Annotated in this window: 23 protein-coding genes; 5 read left to right on the forward strand and 18 right to left on the reverse strand. The window is 51.0% G+C overall.

Annotation, left to right across the window (positions count from 1 at the left end; translation table 11 throughout):
- Window position 1: 1 nt before the first annotated feature.
- A complete protein-coding gene (gene yihA / locus B5D20_RS00740) occupies window positions 2–607 on the reverse strand; it encodes a ribosome biogenesis GTP-binding protein YihA/YsxC (protein ID WP_078664302.1) in 606 nt (201 codons plus the stop codon).
- On the reverse strand, window positions 594–2,966 hold the full coding sequence (lon, locus tag B5D20_RS00745; protein ID WP_078664303.1) for an endopeptidase La: 2,373 nt from the start codon (window positions 2,964–2,966) through the stop codon (window positions 594–596). The genes yihA and lon overlap by 14 nt, the downstream gene beginning before the upstream one ends.
- Before the next feature lie 101 nt (window positions 2,967–3,067).
- Between lon and B5D20_RS00750 the strand changes: the two genes are divergently transcribed.
- The 4 genes from B5D20_RS00750 to B5D20_RS00765 are packed head-to-tail and all read left to right on the forward strand — an operon-like array spanning window position 3,068 to window position 8,294.
- The gene (locus B5D20_RS00750) at window positions 3,068–4,480 is read left to right on the forward strand and encodes a spore germination protein (protein WP_159071807.1); all 1,413 of its coding nucleotides are present in this window, start codon (window positions 3,068–3,070) and stop codon (window positions 4,478–4,480) included.
- On the forward strand, window positions 4,477–6,651 hold the full coding sequence (locus B5D20_RS00755; protein WP_078664304.1) for a Ger(x)C family spore germination protein: 2,175 nt from the start codon (window positions 4,477–4,479) through the stop codon (window positions 6,649–6,651). The genes B5D20_RS00750 and B5D20_RS00755 overlap by 4 nt, the downstream gene beginning before the upstream one ends.
- Window positions 6,648–6,887: a hypothetical protein gene (locus B5D20_RS00760; RefSeq protein ID WP_078664305.1), complete on the forward strand. Its 240-nt coding sequence runs from the start codon at window positions 6,648–6,650 to the stop codon at window positions 6,885–6,887. The genes B5D20_RS00755 and B5D20_RS00760 overlap by 4 nt, the downstream gene beginning before the upstream one ends.
- 30 nt (window positions 6,888–6,917) lie before the next feature.
- Entirely contained in the window at window positions 6,918–8,294 is a 1,377-nt protein-coding gene (locus B5D20_RS00765; RefSeq protein WP_078664306.1) for a PIG-L deacetylase family protein, read from the forward strand.
- Here B5D20_RS00765 and lonB read toward each other — a convergent pair.
- From lonB to mntA, 10 genes are all read right to left on the reverse strand, one after another.
- Complete coding sequence (lonB, locus tag B5D20_RS00770) at window positions 8,286–9,953, reverse strand: ATP-dependent protease LonB (RefSeq protein ID WP_078664307.1); 1,668 nt, start codon at window positions 9,951–9,953, stop codon at window positions 8,286–8,288. The genes B5D20_RS00765 and lonB overlap by 9 nt on opposite strands.
- A gap of 61 nt (window positions 9,954–10,014) precedes the next feature.
- Complete coding sequence (clpX, locus tag B5D20_RS00775) at window positions 10,015–11,274, reverse strand: ATP-dependent Clp protease ATP-binding subunit ClpX (protein WP_078664308.1); 1,260 nt, start codon at window positions 11,272–11,274, stop codon at window positions 10,015–10,017.
- Between the two features lie 18 nt (window positions 11,275–11,292).
- Window positions 11,293–11,880: an ATP-dependent Clp endopeptidase proteolytic subunit ClpP gene (clpP, locus tag B5D20_RS00780; RefSeq protein ID WP_078664309.1), complete on the reverse strand. Its 588-nt coding sequence runs from the start codon at window positions 11,878–11,880 to the stop codon at window positions 11,293–11,295.
- Window positions 11,881–11,959: 79 nt separating this feature from the next.
- The gene (gene tig / locus B5D20_RS00785; RefSeq protein ID WP_078664310.1) at window positions 11,960–13,249 is read right to left on the reverse strand and encodes a trigger factor; all 1,290 of its coding nucleotides are present in this window, start codon (window positions 13,247–13,249) and stop codon (window positions 11,960–11,962) included.
- A 109-nt stretch (window positions 13,250–13,358) separates the two neighbouring features.
- The gene (locus B5D20_RS00790) at window positions 13,359–13,835 is read right to left on the reverse strand and encodes a metallophosphoesterase family protein (RefSeq protein WP_078664311.1); all 477 of its coding nucleotides are present in this window, start codon (window positions 13,833–13,835) and stop codon (window positions 13,359–13,361) included.
- A 2-nt stretch (window positions 13,836–13,837) separates the two neighbouring features.
- Window positions 13,838–14,446 carry an XTP/dITP diphosphatase gene (locus B5D20_RS00795; RefSeq protein WP_078664312.1) on the reverse strand — a complete coding sequence of 203 codons (609 nt, stop codon included), beginning with the start codon at window positions 14,444–14,446 and terminating at the stop codon, window positions 13,838–13,840.
- Window positions 14,446–15,189, reverse strand: coding sequence for a ribonuclease PH (gene rph / locus B5D20_RS00800; protein ID WP_278308341.1), 744 nt, complete (start codon window positions 15,187–15,189; stop codon window positions 14,446–14,448). The genes B5D20_RS00795 and rph overlap by 1 nt, the downstream gene beginning before the upstream one ends.
- A 4-nt stretch (window positions 15,190–15,193) precedes the next feature.
- Window positions 15,194–16,159 carry an alanyl-tRNA editing protein gene (locus tag B5D20_RS00805; protein ID WP_078664314.1) on the reverse strand — a complete coding sequence of 322 codons (966 nt, stop codon included), beginning with the start codon at window positions 16,157–16,159 and terminating at the stop codon, window positions 15,194–15,196.
- Between the two features lie 14 nt (window positions 16,160–16,173).
- Window positions 16,174–16,605 (reverse strand): type VII toxin-antitoxin system HepT family RNase toxin, encoded by a 432-nt coding sequence (hepT, locus tag B5D20_RS00810; protein WP_078664315.1) that lies wholly within the window; start codon window positions 16,603–16,605, stop codon window positions 16,174–16,176.
- A complete protein-coding gene (mntA, locus tag B5D20_RS00815; RefSeq protein ID WP_078664316.1) occupies window positions 16,562–17,005 on the reverse strand; it encodes a type VII toxin-antitoxin system MntA family adenylyltransferase antitoxin in 444 nt (147 codons plus the stop codon). Before mntA ends, hepT begins: the two co-directional genes overlap by 44 nt.
- Before the next feature lie 189 nt (window positions 17,006–17,194).
- On the opposite strand from mntA, the gene B5D20_RS00820 reads away from it, so the two are divergent.
- Window positions 17,195–18,979: a cytochrome c3 family protein gene (locus B5D20_RS00820; RefSeq protein ID WP_107752999.1), complete on the forward strand. Its 1,785-nt coding sequence runs from the start codon at window positions 17,195–17,197 to the stop codon at window positions 18,977–18,979.
- Window positions 18,980–19,027: 48 nt separating this feature from the next.
- Here the strand turns inward: B5D20_RS00820 and B5D20_RS00825 are convergent, their stop codons facing one another.
- From B5D20_RS00825 to B5D20_RS00850, 6 genes are read right to left on the reverse strand one after another with little or no spacing between them, the layout of a single operon-like run.
- Window positions 19,028–19,351, reverse strand: coding sequence for a DUF4387 domain-containing protein (locus tag B5D20_RS00825; protein WP_078664317.1), 324 nt, complete (start codon window positions 19,349–19,351; stop codon window positions 19,028–19,030).
- On the reverse strand, window positions 19,344–20,717 hold the full coding sequence (locus tag B5D20_RS00830; RefSeq protein ID WP_078664318.1) for an acyclic terpene utilization AtuA family protein: 1,374 nt from the start codon (window positions 20,715–20,717) through the stop codon (window positions 19,344–19,346). Before B5D20_RS00830 ends, B5D20_RS00825 begins: the two co-directional genes overlap by 8 nt.
- A 10-nt stretch (window positions 20,718–20,727) precedes the next feature.
- The gene (locus B5D20_RS00835) at window positions 20,728–21,483 is read right to left on the reverse strand and encodes an MBL fold metallo-hydrolase (RefSeq protein ID WP_078664319.1); all 756 of its coding nucleotides are present in this window, start codon (window positions 21,481–21,483) and stop codon (window positions 20,728–20,730) included.
- Window positions 21,483–22,289 (reverse strand): acyl-CoA dehydratase activase, encoded by an 807-nt coding sequence (locus B5D20_RS00840; protein WP_078664320.1) that lies wholly within the window; start codon window positions 22,287–22,289, stop codon window positions 21,483–21,485. The genes B5D20_RS00835 and B5D20_RS00840 overlap by 1 nt, the downstream gene beginning before the upstream one ends.
- 5 nt (window positions 22,290–22,294) lie before the next feature.
- Window positions 22,295–23,275, reverse strand: a complete 981-nt coding sequence (locus tag B5D20_RS00845; protein WP_078664321.1) for a 2-hydroxyacyl-CoA dehydratase family protein — start codon at window positions 23,273–23,275, stop codon at window positions 22,295–22,297.
- A 31-nt stretch (window positions 23,276–23,306) separates the two neighbouring features.
- Window positions 23,307–24,554 carry a methylaspartate ammonia-lyase gene (locus B5D20_RS00850; RefSeq protein ID WP_078664322.1) on the reverse strand — a complete coding sequence of 416 codons (1,248 nt, stop codon included), beginning with the start codon at window positions 24,552–24,554 and terminating at the stop codon, window positions 23,307–23,309.
- Window positions 24,555–24,564 lie beyond the last annotated feature (10 nt).

Below are 24,564 nucleotides of genomic sequence, written 5' to 3' on the forward strand. Positions count from 1 at the left end.
CTCAGCCTCCGTTCTCCTCAGTAATTCCTGCGGCCCGGGCCAGCCAGTCCCATACTTCTTCCCGACCCTGCCTGGTCTCTGCCGAAAAGGGCAGCAGCTGGTGTTCCGGTTTTAACCCCAGCTCATTCCTGATAATCTTCAGGTGTTTGGCCCATTGCCCCCGGCTGATTTTATCCGCCTTGGTGGCTACCACCAGGGTCGGTTTGTTGAAGTAGCAGAGCCAGTCATACATCATCACGTCATCCCGGGTAGGGGGATGGCGAATATCCACCAGCAGCACCACTGCCACCAGTTCCCGGCGTTGATTGAGATAGGCTTCGATAAAACGTCCCCAGCGCTCCCGTTCCGCCCTGGAAACCCGGGCAAAACCATAGCCGGGCAAATCCACGAGGTAAAGCAGATCATTGACACTATAAAAATTGATGGTCTGGGTTTTGCCCGGCTGGGAACTGGTACGGGCCAGGTTTTTTCTCTGCACCAGGGTATTGATAAGAGAAGATTTGCCCACATTGGAACGGCCGGCGAAGGCAATTTCCGGCCGGCCGTCCTGAGGATATTGTTCTGCTTTGACTGCACTAACAGTATATTCTGCCTTAATGATTTTCATGCTGTTCCTCACCACACCTGGGAGCTTCGGTTTCATTCCAGACTATGGCTTCTTTCAAGACCTGGTCCATATGGTCAACCAGGACGAACTTGAGCTTTTTGCGCACATTCGCTGGAATTTCCTCCAGGTCTTTCTTGTTTTCGCTGGGTAAAATTACCGTGGTAATTCCAGCCCGGTGGGCAGCCAGCACTTTTTCCTTGACCCCGCCTATGGGCAGAACCCGTCCCCGCAGGGTAATTTCCCCCGTCATGGCTACATCACAGCGCACCGGTTTGTTGAGCAGAGCTGAAGCCAGGGCCGTGGCCATGGTAATCCCCGCCGAAGGCCCATCCTTGGGAATAGCTCCCTCCGGTACGTGGATATGGATATCAGTGTGTTCGTGGAATTCAGGGTCAATTCCCAGCTGTTCGGCCCGAGAGCGCACATAGGTAAAGCCTGCCTGGGCCGACTCTTTCATGACATCCCCCAGCTTGCCTGTCAGGGTGAGCTTGCCCTTTCCTTTCATCAGGGAAACCTCAATGGCCAGGGTGTCTCCCCCTACTTCCGTCCAGGCCAGACCGGTAGCTACTCCCACTTCATTGGCCTTTTCCGCTGTACCATAGCGGAAACGGGGAATACCAAGGTATTGCTCCAGATTCTGCACCGTGACCTTGACGGTTTCTGCCTCTTCCTGTACAATCTGACGGGCCGCTTTCCGGCAGAGGGCAGCCACTTGCCGTTCCAGGTTGCGAACCCCGCTCTCCTTGGTATACTGCCGGATGATGCGGCGGATAACATTTTCCGAAACCTGCAATTGTTCCGGTTTCAGCCCATGTTCCTTGACCTGCTTGGGCAAAAGATAACGCAGGGCGATTTGTACTTTTTCCTCCTCGGTATAACCGCTGACATGAATTACTTCCATCCGGTCCAGCAAAGGCCGCGGAATGCTATACAGATTATTGGCAGTAGTGATAAACATCACCTTGGATAAATCAAACGGCACTTCCAGGTAGTGATCGACAAAATTAGCATTTTGTTCCGGGTCCAGCACTTCCAGCAGAGCCGCCGACGGGTCTCCCCGGAAGTCCATGGACATTTTATCGATTTCGTCCAGACAGAAAACGGGGTTTTTGGACCCTGCCTGTTTGATACCCTGAATGATGCGGCCAGGCAATGCGCCTACATAGGTGCGGCGATGGCCGCGGATTTCCGCTTCATCCCGTACCCCACCCAGGGACATGCGAATATATTTGCGCTCTAACGCCCGGGCTATGGATTTGACCAGGGAGGTTTTGCCCACCCCCGGCGGGCCTACCAGACAGAGAATAGGACCTTTCATCTTCTTGGCCAGTTTGCGAATAGCCAGATATTCAAGGATGCGCTCCTTGACCTTTTCCAGGCCGTAATGGTCCTCATCCAGAATCTGTTCTGCCCGTTTGATGTCAATGCGATCTCTGGTTTCTTTGGCCCAGGGCATAGCCAGGAGCCAGTCCAGATATGTACGAATCACAGCGGTCTCTGCCACCATGGGAGGCATTTTTTCCAGCCGCTCTACCTCTTTCAAGGCTTTTTCCTCTACTTCTTTCGGCATTTTGGCGGCCCTGATCTTTTCCCGGTATTCCTCACTTTCTGCCACCCGTTCGTCCTTTTCTCCCAGCTCCTTCTGGATGGCCTTGATTTGCTCCCGCAAATAGTACTCCCGCTGGGACTTTTCCATCTGTTTGCGGACGCGGATATTGATGCGCCGTTCCAGCTCCACGATTTCCAGTTCCTTGCCGACGATTTCACAGAGTTTTTCCAGCCGTTCTGCCACGGAGAATGCTTCCAGGATAGCCTGCTTTTCTTCTACCTTCAGACTCAGGTGGGAAGCAATGATATCCGCCAGACGCCCAGGTTCATCCAGATTGATCAGTCCGGCCAGAGTTTCCGGAGGAATTTTTTTACTGATCTTAACGTATTGCTCAAACTGGTTGAGCAAAGTACGCATCAGGGCTTCAGTTTCCGGGGTTTTTCTTTCTTCATCCATATGTTCTTCGACTTCAACCTGGAAGAATGGTTCTTCCGCTATGTACTTTCGAATCCGTGCCCGGGCCAGACCTTCCACCAGCACCCGAATGGTACCTCCCGGTAATTTGAGCAATTGCTTGACTTCCGCAATGGTTCCAATAGCATAAACATCTTCCGGACCGGGATTATCATTTTGTGCTTCTTTTTGAGTGGTCAGGAAAATCAAGCGCTCCTGAGTCATGGCCTCATCGATGGCTTTGATGGATTTTTCCCGTCCCACATCGAGATGAATGACCATGTGAGGAAAGACCAGAATACCGCGCAGAGGCAGCAATGGTAGTGTCTTGTTTTCTTTACTGGCAGCAGCTGCCATATTTTCACCTCCAAACCCCTATGACACTATCGTTAGTATATTCTATCATAAGATTTTTCATCAAACAAACAGTACATAATAATGGGGGAGGTGAGCAGGATATGGCAAATCCCACAATTTCCACTCTATTAGAAAAAAATATCAAATTCCTTGAAAATCTTTTCAGCCCCAGCTCCGATTTGCAAATCCGAACCTTTCATACCCGCCATGGTAAAGGGGCCCTGGTGTTTTTTGAGTCCCTGGTCACTAAAAAGACCGTCAGTGACCAGGTTCTTGCTCCCCTTCTTCTGCATCTACCCAAACTGGAAATGATTAATTATGAATCCCTCCTGACCATCCATGCTCTGGAAAAATACGATAGCTGGCAGGAAGCCATTCCGGCCCTACTCAATGGTAGCTGTTTGCTTTTATTGCAAAACCAGCGTTCCTGTTATGGCCTGGAAGTTAAAGGCTATCCTGATCGTCAGGTAACTGAACCGGAATCGGAAACAGTAGTCCGTGGTCCCCGGGAAGGTTTTGTGGAAAATCTGTTGACCAATATCAGCCTGATTCGGCGCCGGCTCAATACTGTCGACCTGAAAGTGGAATTAATGGAAATCGGTGACCTGGCACCGACCAAAGTCGCTGTTATCTATCTGACCAGCACCACCCGCACCGATCTGGTCCTGGAAGTAAAAAAACGCCTGCAGGCCATCAAATTGCCTACCGTCCTGGAGTCAGGTTATCTGGAGGAGTTTATTGAAGATAACAAATACAGTGTCTTTCCCCAAATCGCCCATACTGAACGGCCTGACCGGGTGGTAGCCAATTTGCTGGAGGGCAGGGTGGCCATCTTATGTGACGGCACTCCTTTTGTGCTGATTATCCCCACTACCTTTAACCAGTTCTGGCAGGCCAATGAGGATTATTATGAACGCTATCCCATTGCTTCACTGATTCGTACTATTCGTCTGGCTTCCTTGCTTTTGTCCTTGCTGTTGCCTTCCCTTTTTGTGGCGGTAATCAGCTTTCATCCGGAAATGCTGCCTACTGTTTTACTCCTGAATTTTATGCAACAACGGGAAGGCGTCCCTTTTCCCATCTTTGTCCAGGCATTGATCATGGAAGTTTCTTTCGAAGCCCTGCGGGAAGCCGGGGTGCGCTTACCCCGGGCCGTGGGTCAGGCTGTCAGTATTGTCGGGGCTCTGGTTATCGGTGAAGCAGCGGTCAAGGCTGGCCTGGTAGCTCCTGCCATGGTAATCATGGTGGCAGTTACCGGTATTGCATCCTTTGCTGCCGGCAATTACCCCCTGGCTATCGCTATGCGGCTTTTGCGCTTCCCCATGTTAGCTTTAGCAGCTATCCTTGGCCTTTATGGCATTATGCTTGGGGTAATAATGATAGTGCTGCATGTTACCAGCCTGCATTCTTTCGGACAGCCCTATATGTCACCGATCGCCCCCCTTAATATTCAAGGTTTGAAGGATTTTATTCTGCGGGTACCCATCTGGTTTAACAGGAGGCAAAAAACATGACTCCCTGGCAAGCGATTCTGCTGGGCGTTTCCGCTATCTTTTCCACATCTATTCTGTTCGTACCGGCTATTACCACCCATCATGCCCTGAATGACAGCTGGGTATCTGCTATACTGGCTACTCTGGCCGGCTTCTTGCTGGCCGAAATCCAGATCAGACTCCAATCTTATTATCCCGGTCAACATTTACTGAGCATCCTGCGCCAGACATGGGGCAAACTGGGCTGGCTTATTGGTCTTGGCTATGCTTTCTGGTTCTTCCATGTTACCATTGAAGTCTTTCAAGAATTTACTACCATCCTGGTGGCGGTCTTTATGCCGGAAACGCCTAAAATGATTTTTTTCCTGACCATTCTGGTTCCCATTCTCTACTGCCTGAACCTGGGAATTCATACCCTGGCCCGGACTGCAGAAATTTTTCTGCCTGTTTCTTTTATATTTTTCGTAATTTTAGCTCTCCTGGCTTTACCTAATTATCAGTTTGATAACCTGCTTCCCTTTCTGGACCGGGGCTTTTTGCCGGTGCTGAAAGGTGCAGTTACTCCTGCCAGCTGGTTTGCGGAAATAGTCTGTCTATCTTTTCTCATCTATCATGGTAATCAACAAACCCAAAGACGGGGGCGAAAAATTGGCTATGGAATCATAGCCATCTGTGGATTTTTGTTTACCATAAATGTTATCGGGATTGTTTCCATTTTCGGCCCCTTATATGTCCGTAAACTGGTTTTCCCAACTTTGAGTGGAGCCAGGGTAATTTCCCTTTTTAATTTCCTGGAAAGACTGGAATCCCTTTTTCTTTCCTTCTGGATTCTTACAGTATTCGTTAAACTGGCAATCTGGTACTGGTTGACCTGTTTTGCTATCAAGGATATTTTTAATCTCAAAAGCCGGGAAGTAACTATTGGTTTGCTGCTATTACCTCTAATGGTAGCATCCAATTATTTTCTCTATGATAATATTTCCCAGCTGGTTGCCTTTCTGGGTGGCATCTGGCCAGTCTATACCCTGCTGACCTTTGGTTTTGTCATTCCCTTTTGTTTGCTGTTATGGCTGGCAGGCCGTAAACTGCTCTTTCCCCTCCTGATTTTTCTGCTGCTTCTTAATAGCGGCTGCTGGAGTATTAAAGAATTAAACCGCCGCGCAGTAGCACTGGGCCTGGCCATCGACCCCGGCCCCGGTAACACCCTGCGCCTGACGGCAGAAGTAATAAAACCTGAACAAAGTGCCAGGGAAGTAGCCCCAACCCAGCGCCGGATCCTGGTTTCCAGCAGTGGGGAAACGATTTTTGCTGCGGCCCGCAATTTATCCCTCTCGGTATCCCGGGAACTCTACTGGGGGCATGTTATTGCGGTTTTGATTAACGAAGATCTGGCCAGAGAAAATCCGGGCAAACTGCTGGATTTTTTCACCCGTTACCCGGAAATCCGGGAAAATGTCTGGCTTTTTGTTACTAAAGGTTCAGCAGCCAGATTTCTGGCTGCCAGACCGCAATTTGAAACTTCCATGGCCCAGCAAATCGGGTTTCTGGCTACCACTTCCGGTGGCTATAGCCTCAGACTATATCAGTTCATTAATCAATGGATCGATCCGGAAATAACTCCGGTCCTGGGTTTACTGGAATTGAAAGGACAGAATCCTGTTTTCGGGGGACTGGCTGTTTTTGACAATTCTCGACTGAAAGGGTTTTTATCGGTCAATGAAATGCGGGCTTATATGTGGTTGATCAATGAAATCAAAAACGGGGCAATCACCATTGACCTGAGAAACAACAAGAAATTAACAGTACAGATTCGCCTGGCCGAATGCAGCAAGGAACTGGTCAAATCCCGGCCCTTAACCTTTAAACTTAAGATCAGACTAAAAGCCAATTTAACAGAACAACAAACCCATATCAATTTAGCTGACCCTGAAGCTTATAAAAAAGTGGAAAAATTATTGGCCCGGGATTTGACCATCCGCCTCAACAGCACCATTAACAAATTCAAACACTGGCAGGTTGACCCGCTGGGCCTGGGCAAAACCTTCCATCGCCAGCAGCATCACCTCTGGCATCAATATGAAAAGAACTGGCCTGACCTGATTGCCAGCAGCCAGATCCTGATTCAGGTCAATGTCAATCTGGAAAATATCGGCCTTACCAGTCAATCCTTTACAAGGGAGGAAACGAGATGACCCCCAGTGCACTGCTCTGGTTCAGTTTTTTGGCGATTCTGGCTGCCAGCTTACCTGCAGTTTTTCGTTTCTGGCAACAGGAAAGTTCCCGTACCGCAAAAATCCTGCTCAGCCTGCTCTGGTTAAGCGGAATTGGCTTATTAATGCTGGCAGCTCTGGCACTAACTTTACCTAATCTGGATCAATTTGTCACCAGACTCTTTCAGCCTCTTGCCCACAAAATCGGCCTGATATGATATAATAGCCCTTGTAAGGGAGGGCTAACAATGGTCAATTACCGCTTGAAATATCCCCTCTTGCTTTTTCTACTGGCTACTGCTGTCAGCAGCCTGCTCTGGTGGTGGCAACCCCAGGTTATTTTCACCGCTGCTGCTCTGTTCAAATCAGAACAGGTCGGTTATACGCCCCTGCAGCTTAATCCAAACCAGCGCCTGCTGGTGATCGCACCTCATCCTGATGATGAGGTGCTGGCCACCGGGGGGTTGCTGGCGATGGCTCACGCCCAGGGCCTGCCCGTCAAAGTAATCGTGGTAACTATGGGCGACAGTTTTAAACTGGCCTGTGAACACAGCAGCGGTAAAATAGAACCGACTGCAGCTGATTTTTTCCGTCTCGGCCTGCAGAGGTGGCAGGAAAGCAGGCAAGGACTGACCCGCCTGGGTCTTAAACCTGACCAGCAAGCCGTCTACCTGGGTTTTCCTGATGGAGGCCTGCGTTTCCTCTGGGAACAATCCTGGCAAAAACCCCGGCTCAGTGGCGGAGTGCGTACCGATAAAGTCCCCTATCCCCAGGCCAGACAGCCCGGTCTGAGTTATACAGGAGAAAATCTGCTCCAGTCCCTGCAGGCAGAAATTCGGGCTTTTCAACCTACGGATATCTTCTATCCGACTCCGGCTGATGAGCATCCCGACCACTGGGCGGTAGGCACCTTTACCGAAATAGCCCTGCAGGAATTACAGCTGCCCGTCAGGCGCCATACCTACCTGGTCCACCATGTGGCCTGGCCGGCATTGTGGGCAGCAGAACCAAACCGGGAGGCAGAACCGCCTCCACGCCTGGTCGGACCGGAATTTAACTGGGAAAGACTGAAGTTAAATAATGAAGCCAAAACTGCCAAGGACCAGGCTCTGGCTGCCCACCATTCCCAGCTGGCGGTGATGGAACCATATCTGAAAGGCTTTCTGCGAGCTTCGGAAATTTTCCTGTCCTGGTCCGATTACAACCTGCCCTTTACTATGCCAGACGGCGAGCTGGACCATGTCCGGGTACGGCTAAAGCCAGGCGAAGATATCAAAGCCCTTGCCATCCAGCCCACAGCCTCAGATTGGACTGCTAACTTACAGCTCTATGGAACCCCTGAACGCAGTAGTTCCTATCGTTTATACCTCTGGCTTTACCGGGATCAGCATCCTCTGGCCCATCTGCTGCTGGAGGGGGATAAGGCAAGGGTACTCTGGGCAACTGCTGCGTACAACCTGGCAACAAAAAAAGTCCCCTTTCACTGGCAGGAAAAGGGACTGGAATGGCAAATACCTTCCGAACTATTAGGCCAGGCCAACCGGGTGTTGCTGGCCGGCATGACTGGCAGCAACGGCAAGCAAATTGCGGACAAAACCGGCTGGTACTGGGTAAAACTACAATGACATGGCCGCCAGGGTTTGACCCTGGCTTTTTTCTTCTCGCACCAGGATAGCATGCCGGATGACCTCGGAAATGTGTTTAACCGGGATTACTTCAATACCTTTGATTTCCGCCAGCAGCTGCTGATAGTTATCCTGGGGAATCAGCACTTTTTCTGCCCCGGCCTGGCGAGCAGCTTCCACTTTGGCCACAATTCCACCTACTGGCCGCACCAGACCTCTTAAAGAGACTTCTCCGGTCATGGCTACCCGATTGTCCACCGGCAAATTGCGCACTGCCGAATAAATAGCGGTCAGGATACTGATTCCGGCTGAAGGTCCATCGATAGGAGTGCCCCCGGGGAAATTGAGGTGAATGTCATAATCCAGGGCCTCAATCCCCAGGTAACGGCGAAGAACAGTTAGGACATTATCCACCGAAGCCCGGGCCATGGATTTGCGGCGCAGGGTCTTGCCCCCGCCCCCCAGTTCTTCTTCTTCCACCAGACCGGTCATCAGCACCCGCCCCGTCCCCGGAGTGACGGGAATTACCGTGGCTTCCACTTCCACTACGGTACCCATGCCCGGTCCATAGACAGCCAGTCCATTGACCAGACCCACCTGGGGCGCCGGGGGGATTTTTTTCTCCGGCCGGGGACTGTACTGGCCGCTGTTAACCACCCATTCCACATCCGCCACCCGAATCAGATTGCGTCCTTCGGTCAAAGCCAGACCGGCAGCGATTTGCACCATATTGACCGCTTCCCGGCCATTGGTGGCATACTTTTTAATCACATCCACAGCCCCTGCTTCCACAGGCATCTTGATTTTTTCTGCCGCGTTGGCCGCTATGACCCCTATTTCTTCAGGCAGCAGGGCCCGGAAAAAAACCTCCATACAGCGGGAACGCAAAGCCGGAGGCAATTCCTGGGGCAGGCGGGTAGTGGCTCCCACCAGACGAAAATCCGCTGGCAGTCCATTCTGGAAGATATCATGAATATGGGAAGGGATATTGCCATCTTCCGCACTGTAATAGGCTGACTCCAGAAAAACCTTGCGGTCCTCCAGGACTTTTAACAATTTATTCATTTGTACCGGATGCAATTCTCCGATTTCGTCAATAAACAAAATCCCTCCGTGGGCTTTGGTTACTGCCCCCGGCTTGGGTTGTGGAATACCCGCCATGCCCAGGGGACCAGCCCCCTGGTAGATCGGGTCATGGACTGAGCCGATCAGGGGATCGGCAATGCCCCGTTCATCAAAACGGGCGATAGTGGCATCCAGTTCCGTGAAGGTAGCTTCCGGTCCAAAGGGAGAAAGGGGATTGCGTTTGGCTTCTTCCAGCACCAGCCGCGCTGCTGCGGTTTTCCCTACCCCCGGCGGACCATAGATGATAACATGCTGGGGATTAGGTCCGCACAAAGCTGCCCGCAGAGCTTTTAAACCTTCTTCCTGGCCGATGATTTCCTCGAAGCGGGTTGGACGGGTTTTTTCCGCCAGGGGTTCAGTCAGGGATATGCGCCTGAGCTGCTGGAGTTTCTCCATTTCCTTCCGGCTTTCCCGGTTGACCGCAATTTTGGTGCCCTGCTGGGCCTTGAGCAAGTTCAAAAAGTAGAGTCCGATCACAATGGCAAAAAAAAGCTGAATCAAGCCGACAATGCCACTGATGCCAATGGAATTCATAAAAAATCACCTCCGGTTGGTCTACTTAGATATTATTACCAGCCAGAGGTGATTTTAATCTTTAGGCTGTAACGCCTTTTTTCTTTTTCTTCTTTTCCGCTGTAATAATCAAGGGCTGTTCCTTCTTCAAAATGCAATCAGCAGTGATAACCACTTTTTCGATGTCATCCCGCGAAGGAATTTCGTACATGACATCCAGCATGATATCTTCGATAATAGCCCTCAGCCCCCGGGCCCCGGTATTGCGCTTGAGCGCCTCCTGAGCCACTACCCGCAGGGCTTCCGGCTGAAACTCCAGCTCGATGCCATCCAGCTCGAAAAGTTTCTGGTACTGCTTGACCAGAGCATTCTTGGGCTCAGTCAGGATGCGGACGAGAGCCTCTTCATCCAGGGCATCCAGGGTAACAATCACCGGCAGCCGCCCGACAAACTCCGGAATCAGGCCGTACTTGAGCAAATCCTCGGGCAGGATCTCCCGCAGCAGCTCACCGATGTTGCGCTCCTGCCGGGACTTGACTTCCGCCCCAAAGCCCAGGGTTTTCTTGGCCAGCCGGTTTTGAATGATTTTGTCCAGACCATCAAAGGCACCACCGCAGATAAAGAGGATATTGGTAGTGTCCAGCTGAATGAATTCCTGATGGGGGTGTTTGCGTCCTCCCTGCGGGGGCACACTGGCAGTAGTCCCCTCCAGAATTTTCAGCAGGGCCTGCTGTACCCCTTCTCCAGATACATCCCGGGTAATGGAGGGGTTATCGGACTTGCGGGCGATTTTATCGATTTCATCAATATAGACAATCCCTTTTTCCGCCCGCTCGATATCATAATCGGCATTCTGGATCAGCTTGAGGAGAATGTTCTCTACATCCTCACCCACATAACCGGCTTCCGTCAAACTGGTCGCATCGGCAATGGCAAAAGGCACATTGAGAAGCCGGGCCAGAGTCTGAGCCAGCAACGTCTTACCACTACCGGTAGGGCCGATCATGATGATATTGGACTTTTGCAGTTCCACATCATCAATTTTGCCTCCCAGATTGATGCGCTTGTAGTGGTTATAGACTGCCACGGCCAGGGCTTTTTTGGCTTCCTCCTGACCGATGACATACTGGTCCAGGATCTCCTTGATCTCTCTGGGTTTGGGGATATCACCCAGTTCGAATTCCGTTTCCTCGTGCAATTCCTCTTCGATGATTTCATTGCACAGTTCTATACATTCATCACAGATATATACCCCGGGGCCAGCCACCAGCTTCTTGACCTGATCCTGTAACTTGCCGCAGAAGGAACACTTCAGTTGGCCTTTGTCATCATATTTGTACATAAAATATCACCTCAAAGTTTACTTCTTACGGGTAATCACCTCATCGATGATCCCGTACTGTTTAGCCTGGTCTGCTGACATGAAGAAATCCCTTTCGGTATCGACAGCGATTTTCTCCAGTGGTTGGCCGGTGTGATGGGAGAGCAATTCATTTAATACCTGCTTCATGCGCAAAATCTCGCGGGCATGGATTTCAATCTCAGTGGCCTGGCCCTGTACACCGCCCAGGGGCTGATGGATCATGATCCGGGCCTGGGGCAAAGCGAAGCGCTTACCTTTGGCCCCGGCAGCCAGCAGGAAAGCCCCCATGGAAGCTGCCTGGCCCAGGCAGATAGTGGATACATCGGGTTTGATATACTGCATGGTATCATAAATTGCCATTCCAGCGGTTACAACCCCACCCGGGGAATTGATATACAGATGAATGTCCTTGTCCGGATCTTCCGCTTCCAGGAACAGCATCTGGGCAATGACCAGGTTGGCCATGTGGTCATCAATGGGACCACCAATGAAGATAATCCGGTCTTTCAGCAAGCGGGAATAAATATCATAGGAGCGCTCACCGCGATTAGTCTGTTCCACCACAATTGGTACCAAATAACTCATTTGTTATCACCTCATTCTACTCTTAAATGGGTAAATGGGCAAACAAGACGGCATTACACAGCCGCCTTGTCCTCCCACCCTAAGCTATTTTGGCTTTTTCCACCAGGAACTTGATAGTTTTTTCAAAAGCTATGCTATTTTTCAACGCATCCATGGAGCCATAACGTTCAAAGGCTGTGCGCAGTTCTTCCACACCCTGGTTATAAATTTTGGCCAGCTTTTCCAGTTCAGCAGTAACTTCTTCCTCAGTGGCATCAATAGCTTCCTTGCGGGCAATAGCTTCCAGAACCAGATCGGTGCGCACAGATTTTTCCGCTTCCGGACGCAGGTCGGCCTTTACCTGCTCGATAGTGGAACCAGTGTAACGCAGATAGTCTTCCATAGTCAGACCTTGCCGCTGCAGGCGCTCAGACATATCCTGCACCATGTTTTCCAGGCGGTTTTCAATCATCACTGCCGGAATTTCCACTTTGGCATTGGCAACCGCCTTTTCCACTACCTGACTGCGGACAGAGGCTTCCGCATTCTTTTCTGCGGTCTCCAATAGTCTATTCCGAATGTCAGCTTTTAATTCCTCCAGAGTATTAAATTCACTGACATCTTTGGCAAATTCGTCATCCAGAGGCAGCAATTCCTTGCGGCGGATGGTCTTGACAGTAACTTTGAAAACGGCATCCTTACCGGCCAGGTTTTCGGCATGATACTCCTGCGGGAAGGTTACTTTCACATCTCTGGTCTCGCCCACCCGGGCCCCAATCAGCTGCTCCTCAAAGCCAGGAATAAAGGTACCAGAGCCGATTTCCAGGGGATAGTCCTCCCCTTTGCCACCAGCAAAAGCTTCCTCATCGATAAAGCCTTCAAAGTCGATGACAGCGACATCGCCTTTTTCCACAGTGCCATCTTCCACAGTCTGGATTTTAGCATAGCGCTGTTGCAGCTGGGCCAGTTCCTTTTCCACATCTTCATCGGTTACATTGACTTCAGGCTTATTGACTTCCAGTTCAGTATACTGACCCAGTTCCACTTCCGGTTTTACCTGAACAGTAGCCTTGAAGATCAGCGGTTGACCTTCTTCTGCCTGCACCAGTTCTACCTGTGGCCGGTCAATGGGCTCAATTTCAGTCTCCATAACGGCCTGGAAATAGGCATCTGCCAGCAAGGTATCCAGAGCTTCATTATAGAGGCTTTCCTTGCCAAAATATCTTTCAAAAATGAACCGCGGCGCCTTTCCTTTCCGGAAGCCGGGGATATTCACTTTTTTCACCAGTTTCCGATAGGCCTGATCCAGCGCCAGGCTGAAGCGTTCAGCCGGTACTTCCACATCCAGTTGTACCAGGTTCTTTTCTATTTTTTGGGCTGTGGCTTTCATCAACTAATGCTCCCCCTTAAGATTATGTAGTTTTTTAGCCAGTCTTTAAACGGCATATATTTATTTTACATGATTCTGTCAAGATACGCAAATAAATTTCAGAAAAATCTCAGGGCCGCCATTCGACAATTTCAACTCGTATCCCGTCCTGCTCCAGCCAGAGGCGACCATAGCTGCCATAAGGAGAACCCGTGCGCGGTCTGGCCAGGCTGCCGGGGTTGAACAGCAAAACTTGCCCGTCATCCTCCTGAACCGGTATATGGCTGTGGCCAAATACTACAATCCTTACCCCTTCCTCCTGGCCCTTGTAATAAAGGGAGCTCAGCCCTGACTTGGCTCCATAACGATGACCATGCAGGAGCAAAAGGGGTACATCAGCAAGGACCAGCTTTTTCTCCTCCGGCCCTGCCCAATCACAGTTTCCCTTCACTCCGTACACCGGCACCTCGATTACCTGGCTGAGGGCAATCGCATCATCATAATGATCCCCGGCATGCAGGATAGCATCAGCCCTGCCTTCCCTGTCCAGTACCTCACGGCATAACTGCCAGCGACCATGGGTATCACTGAAAACCAGGATTTTCATAATTACTCACCTGCCCTGGCCAGTCGTTCCAGTTCACTTATCATTTTGCGCAAAGCCTGGCCCCGGTGGCTGACGGCATTTTTTTCATCCGGGCTCAGCTCAGCCATGGTCTTGCCTTTTTCCGGCAGGTAGAAGAGGGGATCATAACCAAAGCCCCCTTCTCCTCTGGCTTCACAGAGGATAATGCCAGGACAGCTGCCCTCGGTAACTGCCACTACCCCGCGTTCCGGATGGGCTAAAGCCATCACACAACGAAAACGGGCTTCCCGGTCAGAAAAAGGCACTCCCGCCAGTTCTTCCAGTAATTTGGCATTATTGCGGGCATCATCCTTAACCTCACCGGCATAGCGAGCCGAATGCACGCCGGGCGCTCCCCCCAGAGCTGCCACCTCCAGCCCGGAATCATCGGCCAGAGCCCAGCAACCTGTAGCCCTGGCTATTTCCAGGGCCTTTTTGCGAGCATTGCCCTCAAAAGTCAGCTCATCTTCCACCACTTCCGGCAAATGGGGAAAATCGGTCAGGCTTTTGATTTCCCAGTCAGTCCCTGCCAGCAAAGCCTTGATTTCCTCCAGTTTTCCCTTGTTTCCCGTTGCGATCACCAGTTTACCCACTATCCTAACACCACCAGTTGTTTTTGGTAAGCCACCATTTCCGCAATCCCCTTGCTGGCTAAATCCAGCAGTGCGTCCAATTCCTCCCGGGGAAAAGCGGTATCCTCCGCTGTGCCCTGTACTTCCACCAGTAAGCCCTGGCCGGTCATTACCACATTCATATCCACCTGGGCCCGGCTGTCCTCTTCATAGCACAAATCCAGCAGCAGCCGATCTTCCACCTTGCCCACACTGACGGCTGCCAGATAATCCCGCAAAGGCAGACCAGGCAAAGTGCCTGCCTCTACCAGACCCTGCAGGGCATCAGCCAGGGCGATAAAGGCACCGGTGATAGAAGCGGTCCTGGTTCCCCCATCGGCCTGAATCACATCACAATCCAGGGTCAGGGTCCGTTCACCCAGTAAATCCAGATCCACCACCGCTCGCAGGGCCCGGCCGATCAGGCGCTGGATCTCATAAGTCCGCCCGCCGATGCGGCCTTTGACCGCTTCCCGCTGGCTGCGCTGATGAGTAGCCCGCGGCAACATGGCATACTCGGCTGTAATCCAGCCTTTGCCTGTTCCCTTCTGAAAGGGAGGTACTTTATCCTCTACTGTACAGGTACAAATCACCCTGGTATCTCCCAGTTCTACCAGGACTGAACCTTCCGCATGTTTGATATAGTTGCGGGTGATTTTCAGTGGTCGCAAATCATCGGGTTTTCTGCCATCCACCCGCTGCCAGAGCAATTGTTCCATGGACATCCTCCTATCCTTTATCCCATTCCCGCGCTTCTTCTAAGGGAATGATCATAAACTCGTCCAGGTAGGTGCGGGCAAAGGGATTTTCTTCCCGCCGTCCCACCAGACCTGCTACTACATACAGCTTGCGCACAGGGTCCCATCTAAATTCCTTCAATAAATGGAAACCCTGAATTTCCCCGGTGCGTTTCATGTGAATGCGCGGCCCGGTACATTCCCGCACTTCCTCTCCTACCTTGATGTGATCTTCACCATGATAACAAATTGGCAGGTCTTTGGCAATCAGTTCATTAACTTTTCTTTCCACCTCTGCCAGGTCGATATTGGGTTTTTCCGCAAATTCCAGGACAAAGCCGTGTTTGATATCACTATGTACTTCCGGTTTTTTGAGCCCCATTTCCTCCAGCACCATAGCCACCAGGTCCTCGGCGCTGTGGGCCATCTTCCGGTATTTCAGTGAACGGAAAACGATTTTGGCTATATCCTGGGGATAGGGTCCAAAAACTCCCGGGCGGGTAACAATCACTTCCTCCCCAACCCCGATCAGGATTTCCGCATTAAACCCCAGTGCCTGATACAGCAGATCAAAATGCTCGATTACCACCCGCCGACCGGCCCGTACTGCCGCTTTCACCGCTTCAGCAATTTGCCAGAGCTGGGTAAAAGCAGTCTCAAACCGAACATCCAGATGATAGGTTCGGGTGCGAAAATGCCCTTGCTCCCAGTCCCTGATCAGAGGCAAAGGCCGCACATTGATGCCATCATCATCATTGGTCAGTTCCAGGCCAGGAAACATGCCGCGAATCAAGAGGGATTTGCCAGCCCCGGCATCCCCGATCAAACCTATAATGCGGTCCTCCGGGCTCAAGTACCGCTGCCCGATATTGTTGCCCAGGTTCAGCAGGCGCTGTTTGCCCCGGGGGGCAAAATAGGCGGCATACATCAAGTATTCATACATGGGCAGAACAGCCATTTGTGGTCACTCCCTTAGAGCTCCTGTTTGGGCATAAAATTTTCATTTACCATTAAAATAAAATTTTTGAAATCATCAAGATGCTTTTTCATTATCGCAAATACAATTTTTTTGTCTATTTTTAAATACTCATGAGAAAGAATATTACGAAATCCTACCATCTTTTGAAATATATCTTTTTGCTGTTTACTAATAAGTTTTTCACGGTACAAAATATCAAAAGCGTCCGCCATTTTTTGCGGGCGACCCATATTGTTATCAACAACTATGTGCGTAGCCATGTCCACAATCATATTGATGGCAATAAACAAGTTGTACTCAACCACATCCTGAGCAATTTCATCGGCTAAAAATTCTTCATCTGTTAGATATCGGTATCTATTAATTTTTTCAATTGATAAATTAAGTTGCTCCAGCCGTTTCGCTAGTACTTCCCGTCTCACCATTTCCTTTCACCTCCTGGCGTATTCTCTCTATCATGCGTTTGTAGGTCAATTCCAGATAAGGCCGTATATCCTCATATTCGAACAAGGCTCTGACCAGGAAATTACTGGCCAGGATATCGTCCTTGCTGAACAACAATACTCCATCCAGATAGACCTGATATTTGAGTAAAGGAGTGGCCTCATTCAGGATAGCCAAATCCACTGTACGACCGCAAATCTCCTCCAGGTCCCTTTTCCAGTCCAAATATTCCAGTATATCGTAATCCCGATCTTTTAGATATACAGCAATATCCACATCACTGTCCTCCCGCGCATCCCCGCGGGCCCAGGAGCCAAAAAGAAAGGCAAATAGAATATTTGGTTTTGCTGCCAGGTAGCGGCCGAGTTTTTCCCTTTCCATTCCTTTCACCTTCATACTCTTCATTTTCTTAATAATATTATATTAAAGAAGCAAAAACAAATAAATGTGAGCATATGAATATTATGTCGACTTTTTCTTTCAATTCTAACTTCTGTAAAAAGCATTGACCTGGCTACTATTGTCTGTAATAATAAAATTGTCAAAAAATTAACAGAGAGGAGTGGTGTTATGCATAACAAAAAAGCGGCTCTAATCGGACTCTTCCTTGTTCTCTCATCCTTGCTGGCCTTCAGCGGAGCTTCAGGCAGTACCAAGTTTTCCTCAACAACCGGCAAGACATGCGCTGACTGCCATGATCTCAGTAAGTTGCCCGCCCTGAATGCTTTCGGCCAAAAATTTAAAGCCAACGGGTACAAAATTGTTAGCCAGCCAACGAACGTGAAAACCGGAACAACCTCGCAAACCAAATCAACTACTTCAAATCAACCTAAAACAACTGTAGCAGCTTATAAAGAAAAAGATTTCGCTGCCAGCGCAAATCAAATCCTGAAAGTAAAAGTGAAAGTAAACAGCCCAAATTCATCTCTTACCCGGGGTGAAGCTTATCTCTACCTGGCAAATGCTCTGGGCTGGACCCAGGAAGCGCAAAAACTGGGCAAAGAAGCTGATAACTTATTAAAAAAGTATAAGGATAGAGGAAAAGTACCAGCAAAAATGAAATACACAGTTGCCCTTTTTGTCAAAAAGGGGCTGGTACAGGGCAACACCCTCAATCTCCAGTCAATCATGAAAAAGAATGAGGCTGAAAATCTTTTACAGCAAATTGCCAAATTAAGAACAGTTGCAGTAAAGCCTCAACCTCCTAAACCGGTTCCGCTGGCTGCCCGGCAATACGTCGGTTCCAAACGCTGTGGTCAGTGTCATACCGCTTATTATCAAGGCTGGCAGGAAACCTACCATAGCAAAATGATTCAACCCAAAGAACAAGGTATCCTGCGCGACGCTGTTTTAAGCTGGACTTATGACGACGCTGGCAACCAGGGTCCGACTATCGGGAATGCCACTAAAACCCCCTTCACTTTTGATGATGTGGTCATGGTCATTGGCTCCCGCTGGAAACAGCGCTATCTGGTTAAAAACCCGCAAACCGGCGGTTACCAGCTGATGAATAAACAATTTAACGCCGTTACCAGGAAATGGGAAAATTATGGAAATGCAAATGACTGGGACACTCAATGTATCACCTGCCATTCCACCGGTTATAAAATCTTAAGCTATGATGAGGCTAATCCCAGCGCTACCAAAGTAGCCTGGGCTGAACTGAATGTTGGCTGTGAAGCCTGCCATGGACCTGGTTCCGCCCACGTCGTAACCGCAAATAAAGCTGATATTTTCAACCCGGCCAAAGCATCAAAACAGGAACAGGCCAGAATCTGCGGCTACTGCCACATCAGACTGGAAAACGATAAGTATAAATCCAGACAGGGCAAACCCAGGGAAGATTTCCCCGCTCCTACCCTTAATACTTCCTGGAAACCCTGGGATGATTGGACAAAGTGGTATCCCGAAGAAGTAATTATCCCCGGTGTTCAACCTGAAGATCCAGCCAGTGCTCCTTACACCGGAGATTTGCAAAACCTCTTTATCGTGGATGATAAGTCCGTCACAGCCGGAGTATATGAAGAGAACAAGCACCATCAACAATATCAAGGTTTTATTCAGTCCAAACATTATCAAACCACTATGATGAATATTACCTGTACCACCTGTCATAACCCGCATAAGCGCGATAAAGTGGCCGGCAGCTTAAGAGCCAAGCCGGAAGATCTCTGCGCCAAGTGCCATACCGGTGCTCCTTCCGACCTCTGGAAGAAGATAATGCCAGGTACTGGCAAAACGGCTGAAAACCTCTATGTACGCACCCATACTTTCAAAAAGGGTCAAGACAGACTGGATAAGGGAATGTCAGTTTACGGCCTCCCTGAACCCATCTACTTTTTTGGTAAAAGATAAATAGTAATTCGCCCTCAGGTTAGCCAGGCTATCTGAGGGCTTGTTTTTCTAGTCCAGATTCAGTTCCAATTCCAGCAAAGGCCCATGCTGCTGGGCCCCGTAGACATCGGTTTCTCCCAGGTCCCCCGAAGCCAGGGGGCGCTTGAGGGTGCATTTGATGGCTGCTGCCGGGTCAAATTCTACAAAGGCGATGATATCCTCCTGTTTAACCCCGTACAGGCGAGCGAAGAGCTCCGGAGTAAAAAATCGGGATGCTTTCACTTTCTGATAGGTTTCCTCATCCTTGAACATAATATCCAGGGTCAGTTCATAGGGGCCGGAGTTTTTGCTCCTGATCACCCGGGCCAGCTCCGTCAACCGGTATTTAGCCATTGCCGCCACCCCCGATTTCCTCATAGTGAATGGGAAACAGTTCCTGCCAGCTTACATCCTGCACCAAATGGTAGAGGGAGAACTGGTAAACCGGACCCGCCTTGAAATCGGAAGGGCTATACGGAAAAGCCAGATTGCCGGCAGTGGAAATCCGCCCTTCATAACCGTAATGCAACAGGGTGGAACGGGCAAAACCGCAAATGGTATTGGCCAGCTCCTGGGTTGGCGCTACAGCTTCGATAACTATTCCGATTTCATGGGAGGTGATGGTAGGTGTGGGCTCCAGTGGTCCCATTACCCCATTGCGGCCATAGATATTAAAGTGCAGGAAATACTCACTGCCGGGTATATCGCGGAAATTATCCTTTACCCGCTGCCGCACTCCAGCCAGGATTTCATCCAGCCGCGCAATGAAAATGGGATCCCGGGCCCCGGCAATACTAACGGTGCGGTAGCCCATTTGCCTTGCCCCTTCCAGCTTGAAGGCCAAAGGAGTCGGGTTATGTTTGCTCCCTGTAACCCGTACCCGCCGTTCACCGACCTGGGTGAAGCGGGTAGCTGTCAAATCCAGTATTCCTCCTGGCCCTGGCAAGCGATAGGGATCGGTTTTTTCGTACAGGGTATGAGCCGCAACAGAAGTGACGCTGCAGCGCCGTTCCGGGCTCAAGGGTTCTACCTCAAAGTGTTCTTCCCGCAACCAGCCGAACATGCAGTCACTGCCACTGCCCGGCACAGCTGCGATGGCTGCACACTCCAGAATTTTACCCAGATGGATGGCCAGGCCGGGATCAAACCCCTCCTTGATGGCCAGAGCAGCAAACACCGCCGGGTCATAGGCCCGTCCAGCAATGATCACCTGGGCCCCTGCTGCCAGGGCTGCAATGAAAGGCTCTGTTCCCATCTGTGCCACTATATGGCTGCTGGCTGCCACCGCTTCTGCAGTTAAGGGAGGAGCCGGATGCAAAGGAGTTATTTTCCCTGCTGCCAGCCAGGTCTGAACCTGTTCCCGGCTCTGTTCAGCACCGATTACTGCCAGCCGAAAACGCAAACCTTCTTCGCGGGCAATTTCCCGGACGATATCCACTGTCCACTCCAGATGGGGAGTGGCTCCGGAACCGCCCGCAGTGCCCACCACCACTGGAACCCCGGCTGCCAGCCCGGCTGTCAGCATCAGCTTCAGGTCACGCTTAACCGCCCGCCGGTCAGTAAAGGATACCCCTGCCCCAAGATAATAGGGTCCCGGATCAGTGGAACCGGCATCCACAGCGATCAAGTGGGGCCGATACTCCAACCCGCGGCGAAAACTTTCCTCCGGAAAGCCATAGCCTAAAATAGCAGTAGGAGACAAGATGCGCATCTCCTTCATCTTCCTTACCTTACCTCCCCTCCACCGTCCAGCTCCGCCCTTCCCGGGCCAGATCCAGACGGCCACTAAAGACTTCTCTGGCCTCTTTCAGTGACAGGGCAGCATTGAATTCCGGCCAGAGATGGGTAAGCAGCAGGAAGCCTGCCCCAGCCTGCCGGGCCAGCTGTCCGGCCTGGCGGGAGCTAAGATGGCCCAGTTCCTGACCTTTGCTTTCATGCTCTACCTGCAGACTGGCTTCAGCCAGCAACAGTCCGCATTCCCGGCTGAATTCAGCCAATTCCTCGCTGTATGCGGCATCCCCGGTATAGACCAGGCTTTTGCCTTCAGCTTCCAGCCGCACGGCATAAGCAGGTAAACTGTGGCTGACCGGGAAAAATTTCAGTTCCAGCTGGCCGGCCCTGGCCTGCCCTCCGGCAGCCGGAATTGCTATCAGCTGCAAGGCTTCCTGGTAGGCAACAAACTGCTCAAACAACTGCGCCGGTTCGACGGGTGCATACACTGGTAGCGGTCCTGGCCGCCTCCCTTCCCGAATGGCACCTGCGATAGCATGCCTTATACAATGCAAATCAGCCCAGTGGTCAGGATGCCAGTGGGTAATGATTACTGCCGTCAGCTGCCAGAAGTCCATATGTTCCCGCAAACGGCCGAAAACGCCATTGCCACAATCCAGCAGAATCGCTGTGTCCCCGGAGCGAACCAGATAGCCGGAACAGGCACCACCAGCCCGGGGATAGGGGCCCCAGCAGCCCAGCACTGTCAACTTCATCAGTTAACCTCCTTCTCTGTCTGTAATTGGGCTTCCACCCAGCAACCAATAGCGCCATTCATCTGCGGTTCCGGCGGAATAACCACCTCTACCCCCAGCTCCCGCTCCAGAATAGTAACGAGGGCCCGGTTAAAGGCCACCCCGCCGGTGAAAACCAGTGGACCTTTCCCTAACAAAGGTTTTAGCATAGGCTGGACCCGCCGGAAAATGGTATAGTTCACTCCTGCCGCCAGTTCGGCAACGGAATAGCCCTCAACAATCCGGCCAATCAATTCCGATTCCCCGAAAACAGCACAGGTAGAACTCAACTCCACCGGGTTATCGGCATACTGACTCAGTTCCTCCAGACTAATGCCCAGAACCGCTGCCATGTTTTCCAGATAGCGGCCGGAGCTGGCCGCACACTTGTCATTGGTGACAAAATCCCGCATTTTCCCCCGGCTGACAGCGATGACTTTACTATCCTGGCCTCCTAAATCCAGCAGGGTAAAATCCTGCAACCCGGTCTGAGCCATTGCTCCCAGCATGTGGGCTTTCAGCTCCGGAATCGTTTTACCACCAGCTATTTTTACGGTATTGCGCCCATAGCCGGTGGAAACAATGGCTTCAAACTGCGGCAGACCCAGAGCAGCGAAATCCACCGCCAGGTCTTCTGCCACTTTACGGCCGTACTGGCGATAAAAGAGGATAGTATCGTAGCGGTGAAAACTCAACTCCGGCAGAGGCTCCCCCGGTTGCCAGCCTGCCTGCCGCGGGCCCAGCACCAGTTTAGCCTGCCGGCTGCCTAAATCCAGTCCCAGTAACATCGATTTCACCTCAACATCTCGATAAAGGACTCCAGCCGCATTTTACTGCGCGCATCCAGCCGCCCCGGTTTGTCTCCTTCCAGAGTCAAAACAGGGATATCCAGCTTCTCCCGGATGATTATATCCTCAATCTGACGGAAGCAAAAACTCTGAGTGTAATGGATAATCCCATCCAGATTGCGCCGTTCCACTTCCCGACTGATATCCTCCAGCCTTGCAAAAATATCATAGGGATAGGTATAGAGCAGGTACTGCTCCACGATATCCTCAGTGGCAAAAGGCATGGCAAACTGCCTTTGCACCTCATTATAGACCACCCGGGCTCCCAGCTCCTCTACAAATTGATAGATATCGGAGAAAATGGGGGGTACACCGATATAGCCCAGGCGCACATCCTCTTCAATCACCTTGTGGTGCTGGACTTCCGCCAGGAATGCTTCCACTTGCTGTTCAAAAGTATCGGGATCCCCATTAAAGTCACTGCAGGACACCTGGAAAAGATGGTTTTCAAACCCGCTCACCTGCTGGCCTTCCCAGGTCAGACGGTCAATTTCTGCCACCTTGCGGCGAATGCGGTCCAGCCGCTGTTTGGTAGCATTGACCTGGTCCCAGGTTACTCCCCCCAGGGCCTCCATCAGTTTTTCCATTTGCAGTTTGAGCATGTCCCGATCCCGATCGTAGGGAAAGGCGAAAGGTATGGTTTTAATCCCCTGGACCTGCAGGGTCTCCATCAGAGCGTGGGTATTGGAACAATCCCCCTGGGTCACAGCAATCACCCGGTCAATTTCCCGGTTGGCCAGAACGGTGCTGTAGATGCCCTTGATCCAGCCACACAAATTGCGGGGATAACCGGCTACTTCTGCCTCTTCCACCAGTTGCATGGGATCAGGGCTGGTAATGAAGATATTGTTGAGATCCACTGGTATCTCTCCTGCTGCGTAAATTATTTCCACCGGCACCGTGGTGGTTATGCCCACCTTGCCCACAGGCGTTCCTCCTTTACACGAAATTCTTGACCTAAATTTTCCCTTTCATTTTCAATATAGCCAGGGTTCTGGCCATTTCATTATACACCACCATCAGGCCTTCATCCACTCCCATTCCGGGTTTGGCCAGCATCTGATCGGGATTGGTAGCCAGGGCGATGTGCACACAGACCTGAGCCGAACGGTCAGTTTCATTACAGGTACCGCCCAGATAGGCTCCCATACCTCTGGCTTTGGCATAAAGGACCGCTTCGATGGTATTATTGATGCCTCCCAGGTCCGGTGTTTTGATTTGCACCATATGGGCTGACTGGTGATCGGTGAATTCTATAATATCCTCCAGGGTGTTACACCATTCATCGGCCACAATTTCCACCGTACAGCCTGTGTCAGTCAGTTCCTGTTTCAGGTCCTTCAGGGCCCGCATCTGGTCCGGTTTATTGCCCATATCCATCGGCCCTTCAATGCGCAGCTGCAAGGGCCGTGCTGCCGCCTCCAGTTCCTTGAGGTAAGCTGCCATCCGTTTGGTATCATGGCCAAAAGCCAGGCCAATGGTGCCATAAACATCAATATGTAAAACAGGACGGTAACCGGGTTGGCCTAATTCCTCTACCCGTTTCCGCAGCCACTCTACATATTCCAGTAACAGCTCTCCATTTTTGCCCAGTTTGGTCTCCACGTTATTGATCAGTCCATGCGGGAGCACATCAGCCCTTTTTACAATGGCCTTATCGGCATTGTTATGCCTTTCATCCCCCGTCTGACAAAAGATCGGTACAGGAGCGTTAACCAGTTGAGTCCCATATTCCCGGGCGATGGTTTCCGCCATGGTCTCCCTGTGGGCTCTGGCTACGGCATCCAGCAGGGCCTGGGTAATACCATAGCGCAGAGCAGTATGCAGTCTCTCCCCATTGGGACGGATAAAATGGTCAAATTCCTGGGCCAGGGGCCGAAAAGCGGTCAGTTCCCGACCCAGCAACCGGGGCTTTACCTCTTCCTCCAGCAGAGGAATAAAATCTCTGGCCAGAAAAAGGGGATCCCGGCCCCCTGCTCCCGAATACTGTACCGCAGCGCAATCGCCAAAAGCAATCTGTCCATCTTCCAGCATTAACATGATGGAAATGGATTCACCCCGCTGCCGGACAGCGGAAAAACCCGGGGTCAGAGGTTGACCCCGGTAAGTACCGCCATCAGGCTGAGCTCCGGCTTTAATGGCTTTCTGGTCATCAAAGAAGAATCCGGTTAATCCTGCCGAAAAAACAACATCTATTATCTTCATTATCATCGCC

Origin of the sequence: Carboxydocella sporoproducens DSM 16521 (genome assembly GCF_900167165.1) — a bacterium.
Taxonomy (GTDB): Bacteria; Bacillota.